Raw genomic sequence first — 14,616 nt, 5'->3', positions numbered from 1 at the left:
GTTCCGACGCATGAATCTGTCCGACTCCCTCAACCTGGGCTGCGCCTGCAAAACACTGGACGCGATTCGGTTGCGTCGGGAGCTTGAACGCAACCCGGGTCTGTCGGGCCTGGGGGCGGGCCTGCAGGACAGCCACCCCCACCTGTTTGCCAACACCACGGTTTTCATCGACGCCGGCACCTGCGACACGTTGGCACGTGCCGTGGCCGCCATCGAACGGGTGGCGGCCCTGCCTGGCTACCAGGCCGAGGCGCTGGCACACGCACCGGCCATCGCGCAGCACAACCTGGGCCCCTTGGGCGTGTTCATGGGATACGACTTCCACCTCGGCGAGCACGGCCCCCGCCTCATCGAGATCAACACCAACGCGGGCGGCGCCTTTCTCAATGCCGCCCTGGCCCGTGCCCACCGAAGCTGCTGCGCGGCCATGGACGAAGCGCTGAAACTCGGCCCACAGGCACCCGATCTGGACGCCAGCTTTTCCGGCATGTTCCGCGCCGAATGGCGCTTGCAGCGAGGCGACGCGACCTGGCGCACGGTGCTCATCGTGGACGACGCCCCGCAAGCCCAGTACCTGGCGCCCGAATTCGCCATGGCGCGTGCCTGGTTCCGCGCACAAGGCCTGCTGGCCGAGGTGGCCGACCCGGGCGAGCTGGTCTGGCGCGACGGTGCACTCTGGCACCCGGCGCTGCCAGCCGACCACCCGGTGGACCTGGTCTACAACCGGCTCACCGATTTCGATCTCAGCGAGCCTGGCCACGCCGCGCTGCGCCAGGCCTACGAGGCCGGTGCGGTGGTGCTGACACCGCACCCGCGTGCCCACGCACTGCTGGCGCACAAACACAACCTCATCGCCTTGAGAGACCCCGACCGCCTGGCCCAGTGGGGCGCGAACGAAGCCGACCGCGCCTTGTTGCAACAGGTGGTGCCCCTCACCGAAACGGTGACCGCGGACCAGGCCGAGGCCTTGTGGACGCGGCGCCGGCAACTGTTCTTCAAGCCTGGCTCCGGCCACGGCGGCAAAGCGGCGTACCGGGGTGACAAACTCACCCACCGGGTGTGGGACGAGATCCTGGCCAACGGCAGCTATGTGGCCCAGGCCCTGGTGCCCCCCAGCGAACGGCTGGTGACCGTGGACGGTGAGGAGAAACACCTCAAGATGGATTTGCGCGCCTACACCTACCAAAGCCAGATTCAGTTGCTGGCCGCGCGCCTGTACGCGGGCCAGACCACCAACTTCCGCACCCCGAGCGGCGGTTTTTCGCCCGTGGCCGTGTTGCCGGCCTGAGAGAATCCTTTGCCGTGACCTCTGTTCCGCCCGCTTTGAACCTGCTGTGCCACCCGGCCACCCCCTGCCCGCTGGCGCTCCAGGTATCGGCCACGCTGCACTGGCAGGCCAGCGGCCTGCTGTTGCGCTACCGGGTGTCCGGCCAAGTGGCGGACATCCAACTGCCCCCCGCCGCCACGCCGGGCGCCGCCGACGGTTTGTGGCAGCACACGTGCATGGAAGCTTTTGTCTCGCCCGTGTGGGCCGCGCACTACCGGGAGTTCAATTTTTCGCCCTCGGGGCAGTGGGCCGCCTACTGCTTCAGTGCCGAACGCCAGCGCGATACCGACACCGAAGCGCGCCGCCCCATCCAGCCGACCCTTAGGATGGAACACACGTCGGAACAGTTTGACCTCTGGGCCGCACTGCCCGCGACCGCCCTGCCCCCGGCATCCAGCCTGTGCCTGGGCCTCAGCGCCGTGATCGAAACCCGCGACGGGCACCGGAGCTATTGGGCGCTACAACACCCGCGCCCGGACCGGCCCGACTTTCACCACCGGGGTGGCTGGCGCGAGATGCCCAGCGTCGCCCCCAACCCACCCACAGCCACCGCATGAAATTCGGCACGACATTTGGCATAGAGCGCCTGATCGAAGACCCCACGTTGCGCGCGCCTCTGAAGGGCAAGCGCGTGGCCCTGCTGGCCCACCCGGCCTCGGTCACCCGCGACCTCACCCACGCGCTGGACGCGTTGGCGGCCCTGCCCGACATCAAGCTGACAGCCGCCTTCGGCCCGCAGCACGGCCTGCGCGGCGACAAGCAGGACAACATGGTCGAGTCGCCCGACTTCCTTGATCCCCGCCTGGGCATCCCGGTGTTCAGTTTGTACGGCGAGGTGCGCCGCCCCACGCCGGCCATGATGGACAGCTTTGACGTGCTGCTGGTGGACCTGCAGGACCTGGGCTGCCGCATCTACACCTTCATCACCACGCTGCGCTACGTGCTGGAGGCTGCGGCCGCACACGGCAAATCGGTCTGGGTACTCGACCGCCCCAACCCCGCCGGTCGCCCCATCGAGGGCCTCACGCTGCGCGCGGGCTGGGAAAGTTTTGTGGGCGCCGGCGCCATGCCCATGCGCCACGGCATGACCATGGGCGAATTGGGCCACTGGTTCGTTGCCACGCTGGGCTTGAAGGTGGACTACCGCGTGGTCGCCATGCAAGGCTGGGCACCCGATGCCGCGCCTGGCTTTGGGTGGCCCACGGAGAGAAGCTGGGTCAACCCCAGCCCCAACGCCGCCAACCTCAGCATGGCCCGCGCCTACGCCGGCACGGTGATGCTGGAAGGCACCACGCTGTCGGAAGGGCGCGGCACCACCCGTCCGCTGGAACTGTTCGGCGCGCCCGACCTGGACGTGCCACGCCTGCTGGCAGACATGCGCGCACTCGCACCGGAATGGCTGCGCGGCTGCGTGCTGCGCCCGTGCTTCTTCGAGCCCACCTTCCACAAACACAAGGGCGCGCTGTGCGCCGGGGTGCAAATCCACGTGGAAGACCCGACCCACTACCACCACACCACATTCCAGCCGTGGCGATTACAAGCCTTGGCCTTCCGCGCAGTGCGCCTACAAGCACCCGACTACCCACTTTGGCGCGACTTCGCCTACGAGTACGAACACGACCGTCTTGCCATCGACCTCATCAACGGCGGGCCGCTGCTGCGCGAGTGGGTGGACAACGTGACCGCCGCGCCCGAGGTGCTGGAGCAAGCGGCGGCGGCCGACGAGGCGGCCTGGGCCGAAGCCCGCCGCCCTTACCTGCTCTACTGACCGCAAAGACGTGAATTCAACCGGGGATGCCGCCGGGCCGACTCTGCCGGACGGCTGGCATCGCCCCCTTTCAGGGGGTGACGCCGATGGCGGCGTGGGGGTGGCTTATTCCAACCATTTCTGCATGAACTGCGCGTGGCCCATGGCGGGGTCGAGCTGGTAGTTCTCAAAACCGATGCGCTCGTAAAGCCGGCAGGCCCCGGTGTTGCCCGACAACACCTCCAACGTGAGCTTGCAAGCGCCACGTTCGCGGGCGATCTGCTCGGCCAGGGCCAGCATCTGTTCGCCAATGCGCTGGCCACGGTGGCTGGCCAGCACCGCCACATCGTGCACGTTGACCAAGGGCTTGCAGGCAAAGGTGGAGAAACCTTCGATGCAGTTGACCAGGCCCACCGGCTGCTCGCCATCGAAGGCCAGGATGCTGAAGGCCGTCGGGCGCGCAGCAAGCGAGGACACCAGATGGGCCTTGGCGAAATCGCTCAGTGGCTCGCCACCGCCTGCGGGGTCGCTGGCGTAGGCGTCCAGCAGCATCACCACCGCAGCCGCATCGGAGGCGTTGGCGTAGTCGGCACGCCGAACCGTGATCGCGCTCATGCCGACACCGCCGTCACCAAACGCTGCGCACACGCCAAGGCCTGGGCGGCGTCGCGTGCCTCCACCATCACGCGCAACAGCGGCTCCGTGCCACTGGCGCGGATCAGCACCCGGCCGTTGTCACCCAGCTCGGCTTCCACCTCGCGCTGGGTGGCCACCAGACGGGCGTTGTTTTTCCAGTCGGAACCGGGCGCGATGCGGACGTTGAGCAGGGTTTGCGGGAACAGGGTCAAGCCCGACAACAGCTCGCTCACCGACTTGCCGCTGCGCACACAGGCCTGCAACACCTGCAAGGCCGACACCAGGCCGTCGCCCGTGGTGTGCTGGTCGAGCACCAACAGGTGGCCCGAGCCTTCACCCCCCAGCAGCCAACGGCGCTGCACCAACTCTTCGAGCACGTAGCGGTCACCCACCTTGGCGCGCACCAAGGGCACGCCCTTGGCCTTGAGCGCCACCTCCACGGCCATGTTGGTCATCAGCGTGCCCACCACGCCGGGCACGTGCTCGTCGCGGCCCAGGCGTTCGTCGGCCAGCAGATACAGCAGTTCATCGCCGTTGAACAGGCGACCTTGGGGGTCTACGATCTGCAAACGGTCGGCGTCGCCGTCGAGGGCAATGCCCAGGTTGGCACCGTGGGCCTTGACCGCGTCCACCAGCGCTTGCGGGTGGGTGGCGCCGACACCTTGGTTGATGTTCAGGCCATCGGGCGCGCAGCCGATGGCAATCACCTCGGCACCCAGTTCGTGGAACACCTTGGGCGCGATCTGGTAGGCCGCGCCGTGGGCGGCGTCCACAACCAGCTTCATGCCCTTGAGACTGAGTTCTTTGTCGAAGGTGCTTTTGCAGAATTCGATGTACCGGCCAGCCGCGTCGTCCAAACGGCGCGCCTTGCCCAAGGCGGCGGATTCGGCCCAGACGGGGGGCTCATCCAAGGCGGCCTCCACCGCGCGCTCCCACTCGTCGGGCAGTTTGGCGCCCTGGGCGTTGAAGAACTTGATGCCGTTGTCGGCAAAGGGGTTGTGGCTGGCCGAAATGACGACCCCCAGGCTGGCGCGCTGGGCGCGGGTGAGGTAGGCCACAGCGGGGGTGGGTACCGGGCCCAGCAGCAGCACGTCCACACCGGCCGAGTTGAAGCCGGCCTCCATGGCCGATTCGAGCATGTAGCCCGAAATGCGGGTGTCCTTGCCGATCAGCACGGTGGGCCGGCTCTCGCCACGTTTGAGCACGCGGCCCACGGCGTGGGCGAGCTTGAGCACAAAGTCGGGGGTGATGGGGGCTTGACCAACCGTCCCGCGAATCCCGTCGGTACCAAAATATCTTCTTGTCATATCCCGCAATTATCCTCGCACGGCCGCCCACACCTTGAGCGCATCCACCGTCTCACGCACGTCGTGCACCCGCACGATGTGTGCGCCACGGTCCACCGCCAGCAGCGCGGCAGCCACGCTCGCGGCCACACGTTCGCCGGGCACGCTGCGCCCCGTGACGGCGCCCAGCGAGGACTTGCGCGACCAGCCCACCAGCCAGGGCATCGCCTCCTCCAGCAGCTCGGTCTGGGCCGCCAGCAGCGCGAAGTTCTGCGCCACCGTTTTGCCAAACCCGATGCCCACGTCCAGCGCAATGCGCTCGCGCGCCACACCAGCGGCCTGCAGCGTCTGTACACGCTCACGCAGAAAATGGCGCACCTGGGCCACCACGTCACCACTCATGGGGGCGACCTGCATGGTCTGGGGCTCCAGGTGCATGTGCATCAGACAGACGCCGCAATGCGGGTGGGCCGCCACGGCTGAGACGCCATCGCCCCGCCGCAAGGCCCACACGTCGTTGATGATGTCGGCGCCGGCATCCAACACGGCCCGCATGACCTCGGGTTTGTAGGTATCGACCGACACGGGCACACCCAGTTCGACGGCGCCCTTTACGACCGGCAGGACACGGGCCAGCTCGTCCTCCAGCCCCACCGGCGGTGCGCCGGGCCGGGTTGATTCGCCACCGATGTCCAGCAGGTGAGCCCCGTCTTTGAGCAGCTGCTCGCAGTGCGCCAACGCAGTGGCGGTGGTGTCGTGTCGGCCGCCATCGGAAAAAGAATCGGGCGTGACATTGACGATGCCCATGACCTGCGGCTGTGCCAGGTCGATGTTGAAACGCGAGGTTTGCCAGAACATGAGGAATGACAAATGACCAAATGAAAAGACCCGCCGGCTTGCGCGGGCGGGTCGGTCATTGTGTCACCAAGCCGGGCAGCGGCGCGTCATGGGGTCATGCGGCGTTGGGCGCCGGGTCGGTCGCCACGGCGCCGCCGCCGCCACTGCTGCCGCCACCCACGCTGGGGTTGCGTGGCGTCCAGTCTTTGGGCGCACGTGGCGGCTTGCCGGCCATGATGTCGTCGAGCTGGTCGGTGTCGATGGTTTCCCACTCCAGCAAGGCCTTGGCCATGGCGTGCATTTTGTCGCTGTGTTCCTCGATCAGGTCGCGGGCCAGCTTGTACTGCTCGTCGATGATGCGGCGCACCTCGGCATCGACCTTCTGCATGGTCGATTCGCTGATGTTGGTGGTTTTGGTGACCGAGCGACCCAGGAAGATCTCGCCCTCGTTCTCTGCGTACACCATGGGGCCCAGCGCATCGGTCATGCCGTAGCGCATCACCATGTCGCGGGCGATGTGGGTGGCGCGTTCAAAGTCGTTGCTGGCGCCGGTGGTCATCTGGTGCATGAACACCTCTTCGGCGATGCGGCCACCGAACAACATGCTGATCTGGTTGAGCATGTAGTCGCGGTCGTAGCTGTACCGGTCCTGCGCTGGCAGGCTCATGGTCACGCCCAGGGCACGACCACGCGGGATGATGGTGACCTTGTGCACCGGGTCGCACTTGGGCAACAGTTTGCCGATGAGTGCGTGGCCGGCCTCGTGGTAGGCCGTGTTGCGGCGCTCTTCCTCGGGCATGACCATGCTCTTGCGCTCAGGGCCCATGAGGATCTTGTCCTTGGCCTTCTCGAAGTCCTGCATTTCCACCGTGCGGCCGTTGCGGCGCGCGGCCATCAGGGCGGCCTCGTTGCACAGGTTGGCGAGGTCGGCACCGCTCATGCCAGGCGTGCCACGGGCGATCACCGAGGCGTTGACGTCGGTGCCCAGCGGCACCTTGCGCATGTGCACGTTCAGGATTTGTTCGCGGCCACGGATGTCGGGCAACGTGACATACACCTGGCGGTCGAAACGGCCCGGGCGCAGCAGCGCTGCGTCCAGAATGTCGGGGCGGTTGGTGGCGGCCACCACAATCACGCCCAGGTTGGTCTCGAAGCCGTCCATCTCGACCAGCATCTGGTTCAAGGTCTGTTCGCGTTCGTCGTTGCCACCGCCCAGGCCGGCGCCACGTTGGCGGCCCACGGCGTCGATTTCATCGATGAAGATGATGCAGGGCGCGTTCTTCTTGGCGTTTTCGAACATGTCGCGCACGCGGGCCGCGCCCACGCCAACGAACATTTCCACGAAGTCGGAGCCCGAGATGCTGAAGAATGGCACCTTGGCTTCACCGGCAATCGACTTGGCCAACAGCGTTTTACCGGTGCCCGGAGGGCCCACCAGCAGCAGGCCGCGCGGAATACGTCCGCCCAGCTTCTGGAACTTTTGCGGGTCTTTCAGGAAGTCCACCACTTCCTTGACCTCTTCCTTGGCCTCGTCGCAACCGGCCACGTCGGCAAAGGTCACGGTGTTGTTGTTCTCGTCGAGCATGCGGGCTTTGCTCTTGCCGAAGCTGAAGGCACCGCCCTTGCCACCACCCTGCATCTGGCGCATGAAGTACACCCACACGCCAATCAGCAGCAGCATGGGGCCCCAGCTGACCAGCAAGGTCATGAGCAGCGAGCCTTCTTCGCGAGGACGCACATCGAACTTGACGTCGTTGGCGATCAGGTCGCCCACCAGCCCACGGTCGAGGTAGGTGGCGGTGGTGCGCACACGGCGGTCATCGATTGTGACGGCCACAATTTCGGTGCCGCCCTGCCCTTCCTGGATGGTGGCGCTTTTGATGCGCTGGGCTTTGACCTCATCGAGGAATTCGGAATACCCCATGTAGCCCGCGCCGGCCGTGGCGCGGCCGTCGAACTGCTTGAAGACCGTGAAGAGCACCATGGCGATGACCATCCACACGGCGATTTTGGAGAACCAGGGGTTGTTCAAGAAAGGCTCCTGAGGCGAAAACGTGCCAAGACACTTGACAGATGAGGTGATTTTAGGCTTTTCAAGGGGCGGCCCGGCGAAATACCCGACTGGGGGCGGGCTATCACCGCCATAACTTTTATTTCAGACCCAAGCCCACCAGAAAGGTTTCCGACGATTTGTCGCGGCTGGCCTTGGGTTTGACCGGTTTGACGACGCGGAAGGTGTCCTTGAAAAGCTTGACCAATTCTTCGTAGCCCGGGCCATGAAACAGTTTGACCACCAGCGCGCCATCACGTTTGAGGTGGGCCTTGGCAAAGTCCACCGCGAGCTCGATCAGGTGGGTGATGCGCGCCCCGTCCGTCTGGGCAATGCCTGAGAGGTTGGGCGCCATGTCCGACACCACCAGGTCCACCGGCTTGTCCCCCAACAGCTGCGTCAGTTGTGCCAGCGGGCCGTCCTCGCGAAAATCACCCTGGATGAAGTGCACGCCTTCGATGGCCTCCATGGGCAAGAGATCGAGCGCGATGATGCGACCGTTGAGCGCGCCCACGGCGGCCCCCTGGGGTGACAGCCGCCGCCGCAGGTACTGGCTCCAGGCGCCGGGCGCCGAACCCAGGTCCACCACGGTGTCACCCGGGCGGATCAGGTGCAGCGATTCATCGATCTCCATGAGCTTGTAAGCCGCCCGCGCCCGGTAGCCGTCCTTCTTCGCCAATTTGACGTAAGGATCGTTGACGTGGTCGTTGAGCCAAGCCTTGTTGACCTTCTTGCTGTTTGTTTTGACTTTCACGGGGATAATTGTCCCATGCCTCAGATACAACTCACCCCCGCCCAGCGCAAAGTCCACCGGGCAGAAGCCCACCACCTCGACCCCGTGGTCATGGTTGGTGGCGACGGCCTGACCGCCGCCGTCCAGAAGGAAGTGGACGCCGCGCTCAAGGCACACGGCCTCATCAAGGTGCGCGTCTTCAACGACGACCGCGCTGCCCGCGAAGCCATGTTCACCACCCTGGCCGACGCCCTGGACGCAGCCCCCATCCAGCACATCGGCAAGCTGCTCGTGTTGTGGCGCCCTTTGCCCGAGAAGGAAAAAGCGTTTGATACCGAGCGCATGCCGGCGCCGCGCGACGTGAAGGTGCTGAAGTACAGCAAAAAAGGCGGCCAGCGCCCCGAAGTGAAAACGGTGCGCGTGCTGGGCAATGAGCGCCTGACCGCTGGCGGCAACATCAAGCGCATCCAGCCCAAGCAGAAAAGTTTGAAAAAATCGCAGCCCTGACCGCCGCTGAACACCCAGCCAGGCTCCACCCGGCTTGAAATTTCGGCTTTTGCCCCACACGCTTTGCGCATGACCACGTCCGCCAACCCCCTGCTCGATTTTTCCAACCTGCCCCTGTTCGATGCCGTCCGCCCCGAACACGTGACGCCCGCCATTGAAGCGCTGCTGGCCGAGGCCAACACCGCGCTGGAAGCCGCCACGGCGGCTGAATTCCCCGCCCAGTGGTCGGCCATGGCCAAGGTGTTGGATGTGGCCACCGAGCGCCTGGGCAGCGCCTGGGGCACGGTCAGCCACCTCAACAGCGTGGCCGACACGCCCGAGCTGCGCGCCGCCTACAACGCGGCCCTGCCCGCGGTCACCGAGTTCTGGACCCGTCTGGGTGCCGACGAGCGTCTCTACGCCAAGTACAAACAGATGGACCCGTCCCAGCTCACGCCCGAGCAGCGCCAGGCCCACAAAAACGCCATGCGCGGTTTTGTGCTGGGCGGTGCCGAGCTGCAAGGCGATGCCAAGGCCCGCTTCGCGGCCATCCAGGAGCGGCAAGCCGAACTGGGCCAGAAATACAGCGAAAACGCGCTGGACGCCACCGACGCTTTTGCCTACTACGCGCAGTCCGACGAACTCGATGGTGTGCCCGATGACGTGAAAGCCGCCACCCGAGCCGCCGCCGAGGCAGAGGGCAAAACCGGCCACAAACTCACCCTCAAGCTGCCCTGCTACCTGCCGGTGCTGCAATTCGCCCACAGCAGCGCGCTGCGCGAGCGCCTCTACCGCGCCTACGTCACCCGCGCCAGCGATCAGGCCGACGGCGATGCAGTGAAGTATGACAACACGCCGTTGATGCAGGAACTCCTGGCTCTGCGCCAGGATGAAGCCCGCCTGCTCGACAAACCCGACTTCGCCACCTTGTCGCTGGTGCCCAAGATGGCCGACTCGCCGGCACAGGTCATCGCCTTCCTGCGCGACCTGGCCGCCCGTGCCCGCCCTTATGCCGAACAAGACCTGGCCGACATGCGCGCCTTCGCCGCCAGCGAGCTGGGCCTGAGCGATCCGCAGGCCTGGGACTGGCCTTACATCGCCGAGAAGCTCAAGGAAGCCCGCTACGCCTTCAGCGAGCAGGAAGTCAAGCCCTACTTCACCGCACCCAAGGTGCTCGCCGGCCTGTTCAAGATCATCGAGACCCTGTTCGACGTGGCCATACGCGCCGACAGCGCGCCGGTGTGGCACCCCAAGGTCGAATTCTTTCGCCTCGAACGCGGTGGCCAACTGGTGGGTCAGTTCTACCTTGACCTGGGTGCCCGCACCGGCAAACGCGGCGGCGCCTGGATGGACGACGTCCGCACCCGCTGGCTGCGCCCCGACACCGGCGCCCTGCAAACGCCCGTGGCCCACTTGGTGTGCAATTTTGCCGAAGGTGTGAACGGCCAGCCACCGCTGCTGACCCACGACGACGTCATCACGCTGTTTCACGAGTTCGGCCACGGCCTGCACCACCTGCTCACCCAAGTGAACGAGCGTGACGTGTCCGGCATCAGCGGCGTGGAGTGGGATGCGGTGGAACTGCCCAGCCAGTTCATGGAAAACTTCTGCTGGGAATGGGAGGTGCTCAAACACATGACCGCCCATGTGGACACCGGTGAGCCCCTGCCCCGTGCGCTGTTTGAGAAGATGCTGGCGGCCAAAAACTTCCAGAGCGGCCTGCAAACCCTGCGCCAGATCGAATTCTCACTGTTCGACATGTTGCTGCACCAGGGCCAGATGCCCGGCAACGACGTGATGGCCCTGCTGCGCCAAGTGCGCAACGAGGTATCGCTGCTGCAGCCACCGGCCTACCACCGCATGCCCCACACTTTCAGCCACATTTTTGCCGGTGGCTATGCGGCCGGCTACTACAGCTACAAATGGGCCGAGGTGCTGAGCGCCGACGCCTACGCCGCCTTCGAAGAAGCGGGCAACCCACTGGACCCGGCCATGGGTCGGCGCTACCTGGAGGCCATACTGGAGGCCGGTGGCAGCCGTCCGGCGGTGGAATCGTTCAAAGCTTTCCGGGGGCGCGAACCACAGATCGACGCGCTGCTGCGCCACCAGGGCATGGCGGCCTGACATCCCTTGTACAGCATGCAGGAGTTCACATGAAAGCGGTTCACGCTCTCTCCACCGGTGCCCTGATACTGTGCTGCGCGTTGACTGCGCAGGCCCAGGGTGTACAGCGCATCGTGGGGCCGGATGGCAAGGTCACCTACACCGACCGCGCCGCGCCGGCCTCGGCCAGCACACCCGCCGCTACACCCAGCGAGGCGGGGGCCCTGCCCTTCGCCCTGCGCCAGGCGGTGCAACGTTACCCGGTCACGCTTTACACCAGCGACAAATGCAACCCGTGCAACAGCGCGCGCGAGCTGCTGCTGAAACGTGGCGTGCCGTTCACCGAAAAAACCATCACCACAGCGGAAGACGGGCAGGCGTTTGCGGCGCTGGGTGCCGACAACGCGCTGCCTTTGACCACCATCGGCACACAGCGCATCAGCGGCTTTCTGGCCAGCGACCTCAACCGCTACCTTGACGCAGCCGGCTACCCTGCCCAGTCGCAACTGCCGCGCACCTACCGCAAACCGGTGCCACAGGCCCTGGCACCCACGGCATCACCCGCGCCCGAAGCGCCCAAGCCCGATGCCCCGCCACCGCCCGCCGCCCCTTCGGCGCCGGTGGCAGCGCCGCCCTCTAACCCGGCCGGCATCCGCTTCTGAGTCAGTAGGTCAGCGTCAGCACGCCCTGCTCGGTGCCCAGCAGGCAGACCTGGGCTTTCTGGTGGGCAAACACGCCCACCGTCACCACACCTGGCCACTGGTTGACCTCGCTCTCGAAGGCCAACGGGTCGGTGATGTGCAGGCCACGCACGTCCAGGATGTGCTGACCGTTGTCGGTCACCAGCGGCGCGCCGTCCTTCAGGCGCAGCGTAGCCGTGCCGCCCATCGCCGCAAACTGCCGCGTGATGCGCGCGCTGGCCATGGGAATCACCTCCACCGGCAGCGGGAAGGCGCCCAGCGCCTCCACCTTCTTGGAGGCGTCGGCGATGCAAACAAACTGGCGCGACTGCGCGGCCACGATCTTCTCGCGCGTGAGCGCCGCCCCACCGCCCTTGACCATGTGGCCCCGGCCGTCGATCTCGTCGGCGCCATCCACATACACGGCCAGTTCGCCCACCTCGTTGGCGTCGAACACCGGGATGCCCAGGGCCAGCAGGCGCTCGGTGGAGGCCACCGAGCTGGACACCGCGCCCTTGATCTGGTCCTTCATAGTCGCCAGCGCGTCGATGAACTTGTTGACGGTGGAGCCGGTGCCCACACCGATGATTTCGCCCGGCACCACATACTGCAGCGCGGCCTGGCCGACCAGGGTTTTGAGTTCGTTTTGGGTCATTTGAGACAATCGCAACAATTGATTCGCGGATTATCCAATGCCCCTTCTGCCCTACGGCCTGGCCCGGCCCTTTCTCTTTGGCCTCGACCCCGAAGCCGCCCACGAACTGACCATGGAATCGCTGGCGCGCACCCAGCGTACGCCGCTGACCTGCCTGTTCGGCAGCAGCCGCGTGAGCGACCCCATCACCCTGGCCGGCTTGAACTTTCCCAACCGCGTGGGCATGGCCGCCGGGCTGGACAAAAACGCCCGCGTCATCGACGCCCTGGGCGCCATGGGCTTCGGTTTTGTTGAGGTCGGCACCGTCACGCCACTGGGCCAGGCCGGCAACCCCAAGCCGCGCATGTTCCGCCTACCCCAGGCCAACGCGCTGATCAACCGCCTGGGCTTCAACAACGAAGGCCTGGACAGCTTCATCGCCAACGTGCAGCAGGCGCGCTTTCGTCAGAAGGGTGGCCTGCTGGGTCTGAACATCGGCAAAAACGCGGCCACGCCCATCGAGAACGCCACCGACGACTACCTCAAGTGCCTGGACGGCGTGTACCCGCACGCCGACTACGTCACCGTCAACATCTCCAGCCCCAACACCAAAAACCTGCGCGCCCTGCAAAGCGACGAGGCGCTCGATGGCCTGCTCTCGGCCGTGGCCGCGCGCCGCGAACAACTCGCCCAGCAGCATGGACGCCGCGTGCCAGTGTTCGTGAAAATCGCGCCCGATCTGGACGCAGCGCAGATCGACGTGATTGCCGCCACCCTGCAACGCCACGGCATGGACGGTGTGGTGGCCACCAACACCACACTCTCGCGAGAGGCCGTCAAAGGCCTGCCTCATTGCGACGAGGCCGGTGGCCTGTCGGGCGCACCCGTGTTTGAAGCCAGCAACGCCGTCATCCGCCAGCTGCGCGCCAAGTTGGGGAAGGCCTTCCCCATCATCGGCGTGGGTGGCATTTTGAGCGGTGCCGACGCCGTGAAAAAAATCGAGGCCGGGGCGGACGTGGTGCAGATCTACACCGGCCTCATCTACAAGGGGCCGGGCCTGGTGCAGGAAGCCGCCGCCGCGCTGAAGGCCGCCCGCCGCTGAACACCCCTCAGATCGTCAGCACCACGTTGCCCACCACCTTGCCGTTTTCGACGGCCTCGTGGGCGGCAGCGATCTGTGCCAGCGGAAAACGCGCGCCGATGGCGTGTTTGAGGCACCCCGCACGCAAGAGCGCCTCCAGTTCGGCGATGGTGGCCTCCCGGTCGCGCGGCAGCAGGTCGTACACCAGGAAAAAGCTCAGATTGAGCGAGCCCCACAACAGACTTCGGAAGTCGAGCGGCACCTGCAGCGGCTGGTTGCTGCCGTAGCAGACCAGGTGACCGTGTGCCTTGAGCGCGCCACGGGCCAGCAGCCCGGCGGTGCCCGACAAGTCCATGTCGATGATCACGTCCACGCCCTGGCCCTTGGTCAGCGCACGAACCTGCTCGGCCACACCACCGTGTTTGTAGTCGAGCACCTCGTGGGCGCCGGCCGCCCAGGCGTGCGACTGGCGCAGCTCGTGGCCAGCGGTGGCAATCACCCGGGCACCTTTGCGTGCCGCCAGTTGGGTCACGTAGTGGCCGACCGCGTTGCCCGCACCGGTGACCAGCACGTCGCGCCCCGCCACGTCGCCAGCGATGCGCAAGGCCTGCAGCGCGGTCAGCGCAGGGATGCCAAAACAGGCGCCGGCCTCAAAGTCCGTGCCGTCGGGCAAGGGCACCGCCTGGGCCTGAGGCAGCACGATGTACTCGGCTGCCGTGCCAAAAGGGCGCTGCCACTGGCCGTTCCAGATCCACACCCGCTCGCCCACACGGGCTTCGGGCACACCACCGCCCACGGCATCGATCACACCCGCGCCATCGCTGTGGGGCACGATGTGGTCCCAGGCCGGCGCACGGCCCCGGCGGCTTTTCACGTCGGAGGGGTTGACGCCCGAGGTGACCAGGCGCACGCGCACCTCGCCGGCTGCCGGCTGGGGGTCCGGCCATTCATCCAGGTGCAGCACCTCGCGCGCTTCGCCGTTGCGGTTGTACCAGGCCACTTTCATTGTCTGTCTC

General features: G+C 66.2%; 14 protein-coding genes. 7 read left to right on the top strand and 7 right to left on the bottom strand.

Annotation, left to right across the window (positions count from 1 at the left end):
* Window positions 1-10: 10 nt before the first annotated feature.
* The 3 genes from ACFQU0_RS13155 to ACFQU0_RS13145 are packed head-to-tail and all read left to right on the top strand — an operon-like array spanning window position 11 to window position 3,095.
* Window positions 11-1,288, top strand: coding sequence for a hypothetical protein (locus tag ACFQU0_RS13155; RefSeq protein WP_382201502.1), 1,278 nt, complete (start codon window positions 11-13; stop codon window positions 1,286-1,288).
* A gap of 14 nt (window positions 1,289-1,302) precedes the next feature.
* Window positions 1,303-1,884, top strand: coding sequence for a DOMON-like domain-containing protein (locus ACFQU0_RS13150; RefSeq protein WP_382201500.1), 582 nt, complete (start codon window positions 1,303-1,305; stop codon window positions 1,882-1,884).
* Complete coding sequence (locus ACFQU0_RS13145) at window positions 1,881-3,095, top strand: exo-beta-N-acetylmuramidase NamZ family protein (RefSeq protein ID WP_382201499.1); 1,215 nt, start codon at window positions 1,881-1,883, stop codon at window positions 3,093-3,095. Before ACFQU0_RS13150 ends, ACFQU0_RS13145 begins: the two co-directional genes overlap by 4 nt.
* Before the next feature lie 105 nt (window positions 3,096-3,200).
* On the opposite strand, the gene ACFQU0_RS13140 is transcribed toward ACFQU0_RS13145, so the two are convergent.
* The 5 genes from ACFQU0_RS13140 to ACFQU0_RS13120 form a co-directional block, all read right to left on the bottom strand.
* The gene (locus tag ACFQU0_RS13140) at window positions 3,201-3,689 is read right to left on the bottom strand and encodes a GNAT family N-acetyltransferase (RefSeq protein ID WP_382201497.1); all 489 of its coding nucleotides are present in this window, start codon (window positions 3,687-3,689) and stop codon (window positions 3,201-3,203) included.
* Window positions 3,686-5,017 (bottom strand): phosphoglucosamine mutase, encoded by a 1,332-nt coding sequence (gene glmM / locus ACFQU0_RS13135; RefSeq protein ID WP_382201495.1) that lies wholly within the window; start codon window positions 5,015-5,017, stop codon window positions 3,686-3,688. The genes ACFQU0_RS13140 and glmM overlap by 4 nt, the downstream gene beginning before the upstream one ends.
* Before the next feature lie 9 nt (window positions 5,018-5,026).
* Window positions 5,027-5,854: a dihydropteroate synthase gene (gene folP / locus ACFQU0_RS13130; RefSeq protein ID WP_382201493.1), complete on the bottom strand. Its 828-nt coding sequence runs from the start codon at window positions 5,852-5,854 to the stop codon at window positions 5,027-5,029.
* A gap of 94 nt (window positions 5,855-5,948) precedes the next feature.
* Window positions 5,949-7,865, bottom strand: a complete 1,917-nt coding sequence (gene ftsH / locus ACFQU0_RS13125) for an ATP-dependent zinc metalloprotease FtsH (RefSeq protein WP_382201491.1) — start codon at window positions 7,863-7,865, stop codon at window positions 5,949-5,951.
* Between the two features lie 118 nt (window positions 7,866-7,983).
* The gene (locus tag ACFQU0_RS13120) at window positions 7,984-8,637 is read right to left on the bottom strand and encodes an RlmE family RNA methyltransferase (protein ID WP_382201489.1); all 654 of its coding nucleotides are present in this window, start codon (window positions 8,635-8,637) and stop codon (window positions 7,984-7,986) included.
* Between the two features lie 15 nt (window positions 8,638-8,652).
* Between ACFQU0_RS13120 and ACFQU0_RS13115 the strand changes: the two genes are divergently transcribed.
* From ACFQU0_RS13115 to ACFQU0_RS13105, 3 genes are all read left to right on the top strand, one after another.
* Complete coding sequence (locus ACFQU0_RS13115) at window positions 8,653-9,123, top strand: YhbY family RNA-binding protein (protein WP_382201487.1); 471 nt, start codon at window positions 8,653-8,655, stop codon at window positions 9,121-9,123.
* A gap of 69 nt (window positions 9,124-9,192) precedes the next feature.
* A complete protein-coding gene (locus ACFQU0_RS13110; protein WP_382201485.1) occupies window positions 9,193-11,226 on the top strand; it encodes a M3 family metallopeptidase in 2,034 nt (677 codons plus the stop codon).
* Between the two features lie 29 nt (window positions 11,227-11,255).
* Window positions 11,256-11,867: a glutaredoxin family protein gene (locus tag ACFQU0_RS13105; protein WP_382201483.1), complete on the top strand. Its 612-nt coding sequence runs from the start codon at window positions 11,256-11,258 to the stop codon at window positions 11,865-11,867.
* Between the two features lies 1 nt (window position 11,868).
* On the opposite strand, the gene rpiA is transcribed toward ACFQU0_RS13105, so the two are convergent.
* Window positions 11,869-12,540, bottom strand: a complete 672-nt coding sequence (gene rpiA, locus ACFQU0_RS13100) for a ribose-5-phosphate isomerase RpiA (protein WP_382201482.1) — start codon at window positions 12,538-12,540, stop codon at window positions 11,869-11,871.
* Window positions 12,541-12,577: 37 nt separating this feature from the next.
* Here rpiA and ACFQU0_RS13095 point away from each other — a divergent pair, with 37 nt between their 5' ends.
* The gene (locus ACFQU0_RS13095; protein ID WP_382201480.1) at window positions 12,578-13,621 is read left to right on the top strand and encodes a quinone-dependent dihydroorotate dehydrogenase; all 1,044 of its coding nucleotides are present in this window, start codon (window positions 12,578-12,580) and stop codon (window positions 13,619-13,621) included.
* A 7-nt stretch (window positions 13,622-13,628) separates the two neighbouring features.
* Here ACFQU0_RS13095 and ACFQU0_RS13090 read toward each other — a convergent pair whose 3' ends face one another.
* The gene (locus ACFQU0_RS13090) at window positions 13,629-14,606 is read right to left on the bottom strand and encodes an NADPH:quinone reductase (protein WP_382201478.1); all 978 of its coding nucleotides are present in this window, start codon (window positions 14,604-14,606) and stop codon (window positions 13,629-13,631) included.
* Window positions 14,607-14,616: the final 10 nt, after the last annotated feature.

The organism is Hydrogenophaga defluvii, assembly GCF_042665235.1.
Taxonomy (GTDB): Bacteria; Pseudomonadota; Gammaproteobacteria; order Burkholderiales; family Burkholderiaceae_C; genus Hydrogenophaga; species Hydrogenophaga defluvii_A.
This window is presented reverse-complemented; position numbering and strand designations above follow the sequence as displayed.

Excerpts from the sequence above, each read along its gene's own strand:
- ACFQU0_RS13155 (WP_382201502.1), top strand. The coding sequence starts at position 11 with ATGAATCTGTCCGACTCCCTCAACCTGGGCTGCGCCTGCAAAACACTG.
- ACFQU0_RS13145 (WP_382201499.1), top strand. The coding sequence starts at position 1,881 with ATGAAATTCGGCACGACATTTGGCATAGAGCGCCTGATCGAAGACCCC.
- ACFQU0_RS13140 (WP_382201497.1), bottom strand. The coding sequence starts at position 3,689 with ATGAGCGCGATCACGGTTCGGCGTGCCGACTACGCCAACGCCTCCGAT.
- glmM (WP_382201495.1), bottom strand. The coding sequence starts at position 5,017 with ATGACAAGAAGATATTTTGGTACCGACGGGATTCGCGGGACGGTTGGT.
- folP (WP_382201493.1), bottom strand. The coding sequence starts at position 5,854 with ATGTTCTGGCAAACCTCGCGTTTCAACATCGACCTGGCACAGCCGCAG.
- ACFQU0_RS13115 (WP_382201487.1), top strand. The coding sequence starts at position 8,653 with ATGCCTCAGATACAACTCACCCCCGCCCAGCGCAAAGTCCACCGGGCA.
- ACFQU0_RS13110 (WP_382201485.1), top strand. The coding sequence starts at position 9,193 with ATGACCACGTCCGCCAACCCCCTGCTCGATTTTTCCAACCTGCCCCTG.
- ACFQU0_RS13105 (WP_382201483.1), top strand. The coding sequence starts at position 11,256 with ATGAAAGCGGTTCACGCTCTCTCCACCGGTGCCCTGATACTGTGCTGC.
- rpiA (WP_382201482.1), bottom strand. The coding sequence starts at position 12,540 with ATGACCCAAAACGAACTCAAAACCCTGGTCGGCCAGGCCGCGCTGCAG.
- ACFQU0_RS13095 (WP_382201480.1), top strand. The coding sequence starts at position 12,578 with ATGCCCCTTCTGCCCTACGGCCTGGCCCGGCCCTTTCTCTTTGGCCTC.
- ACFQU0_RS13090 (WP_382201478.1), bottom strand. The coding sequence starts at position 14,606 with ATGAAAGTGGCCTGGTACAACCGCAACGGCGAAGCGCGCGAGGTGCTG.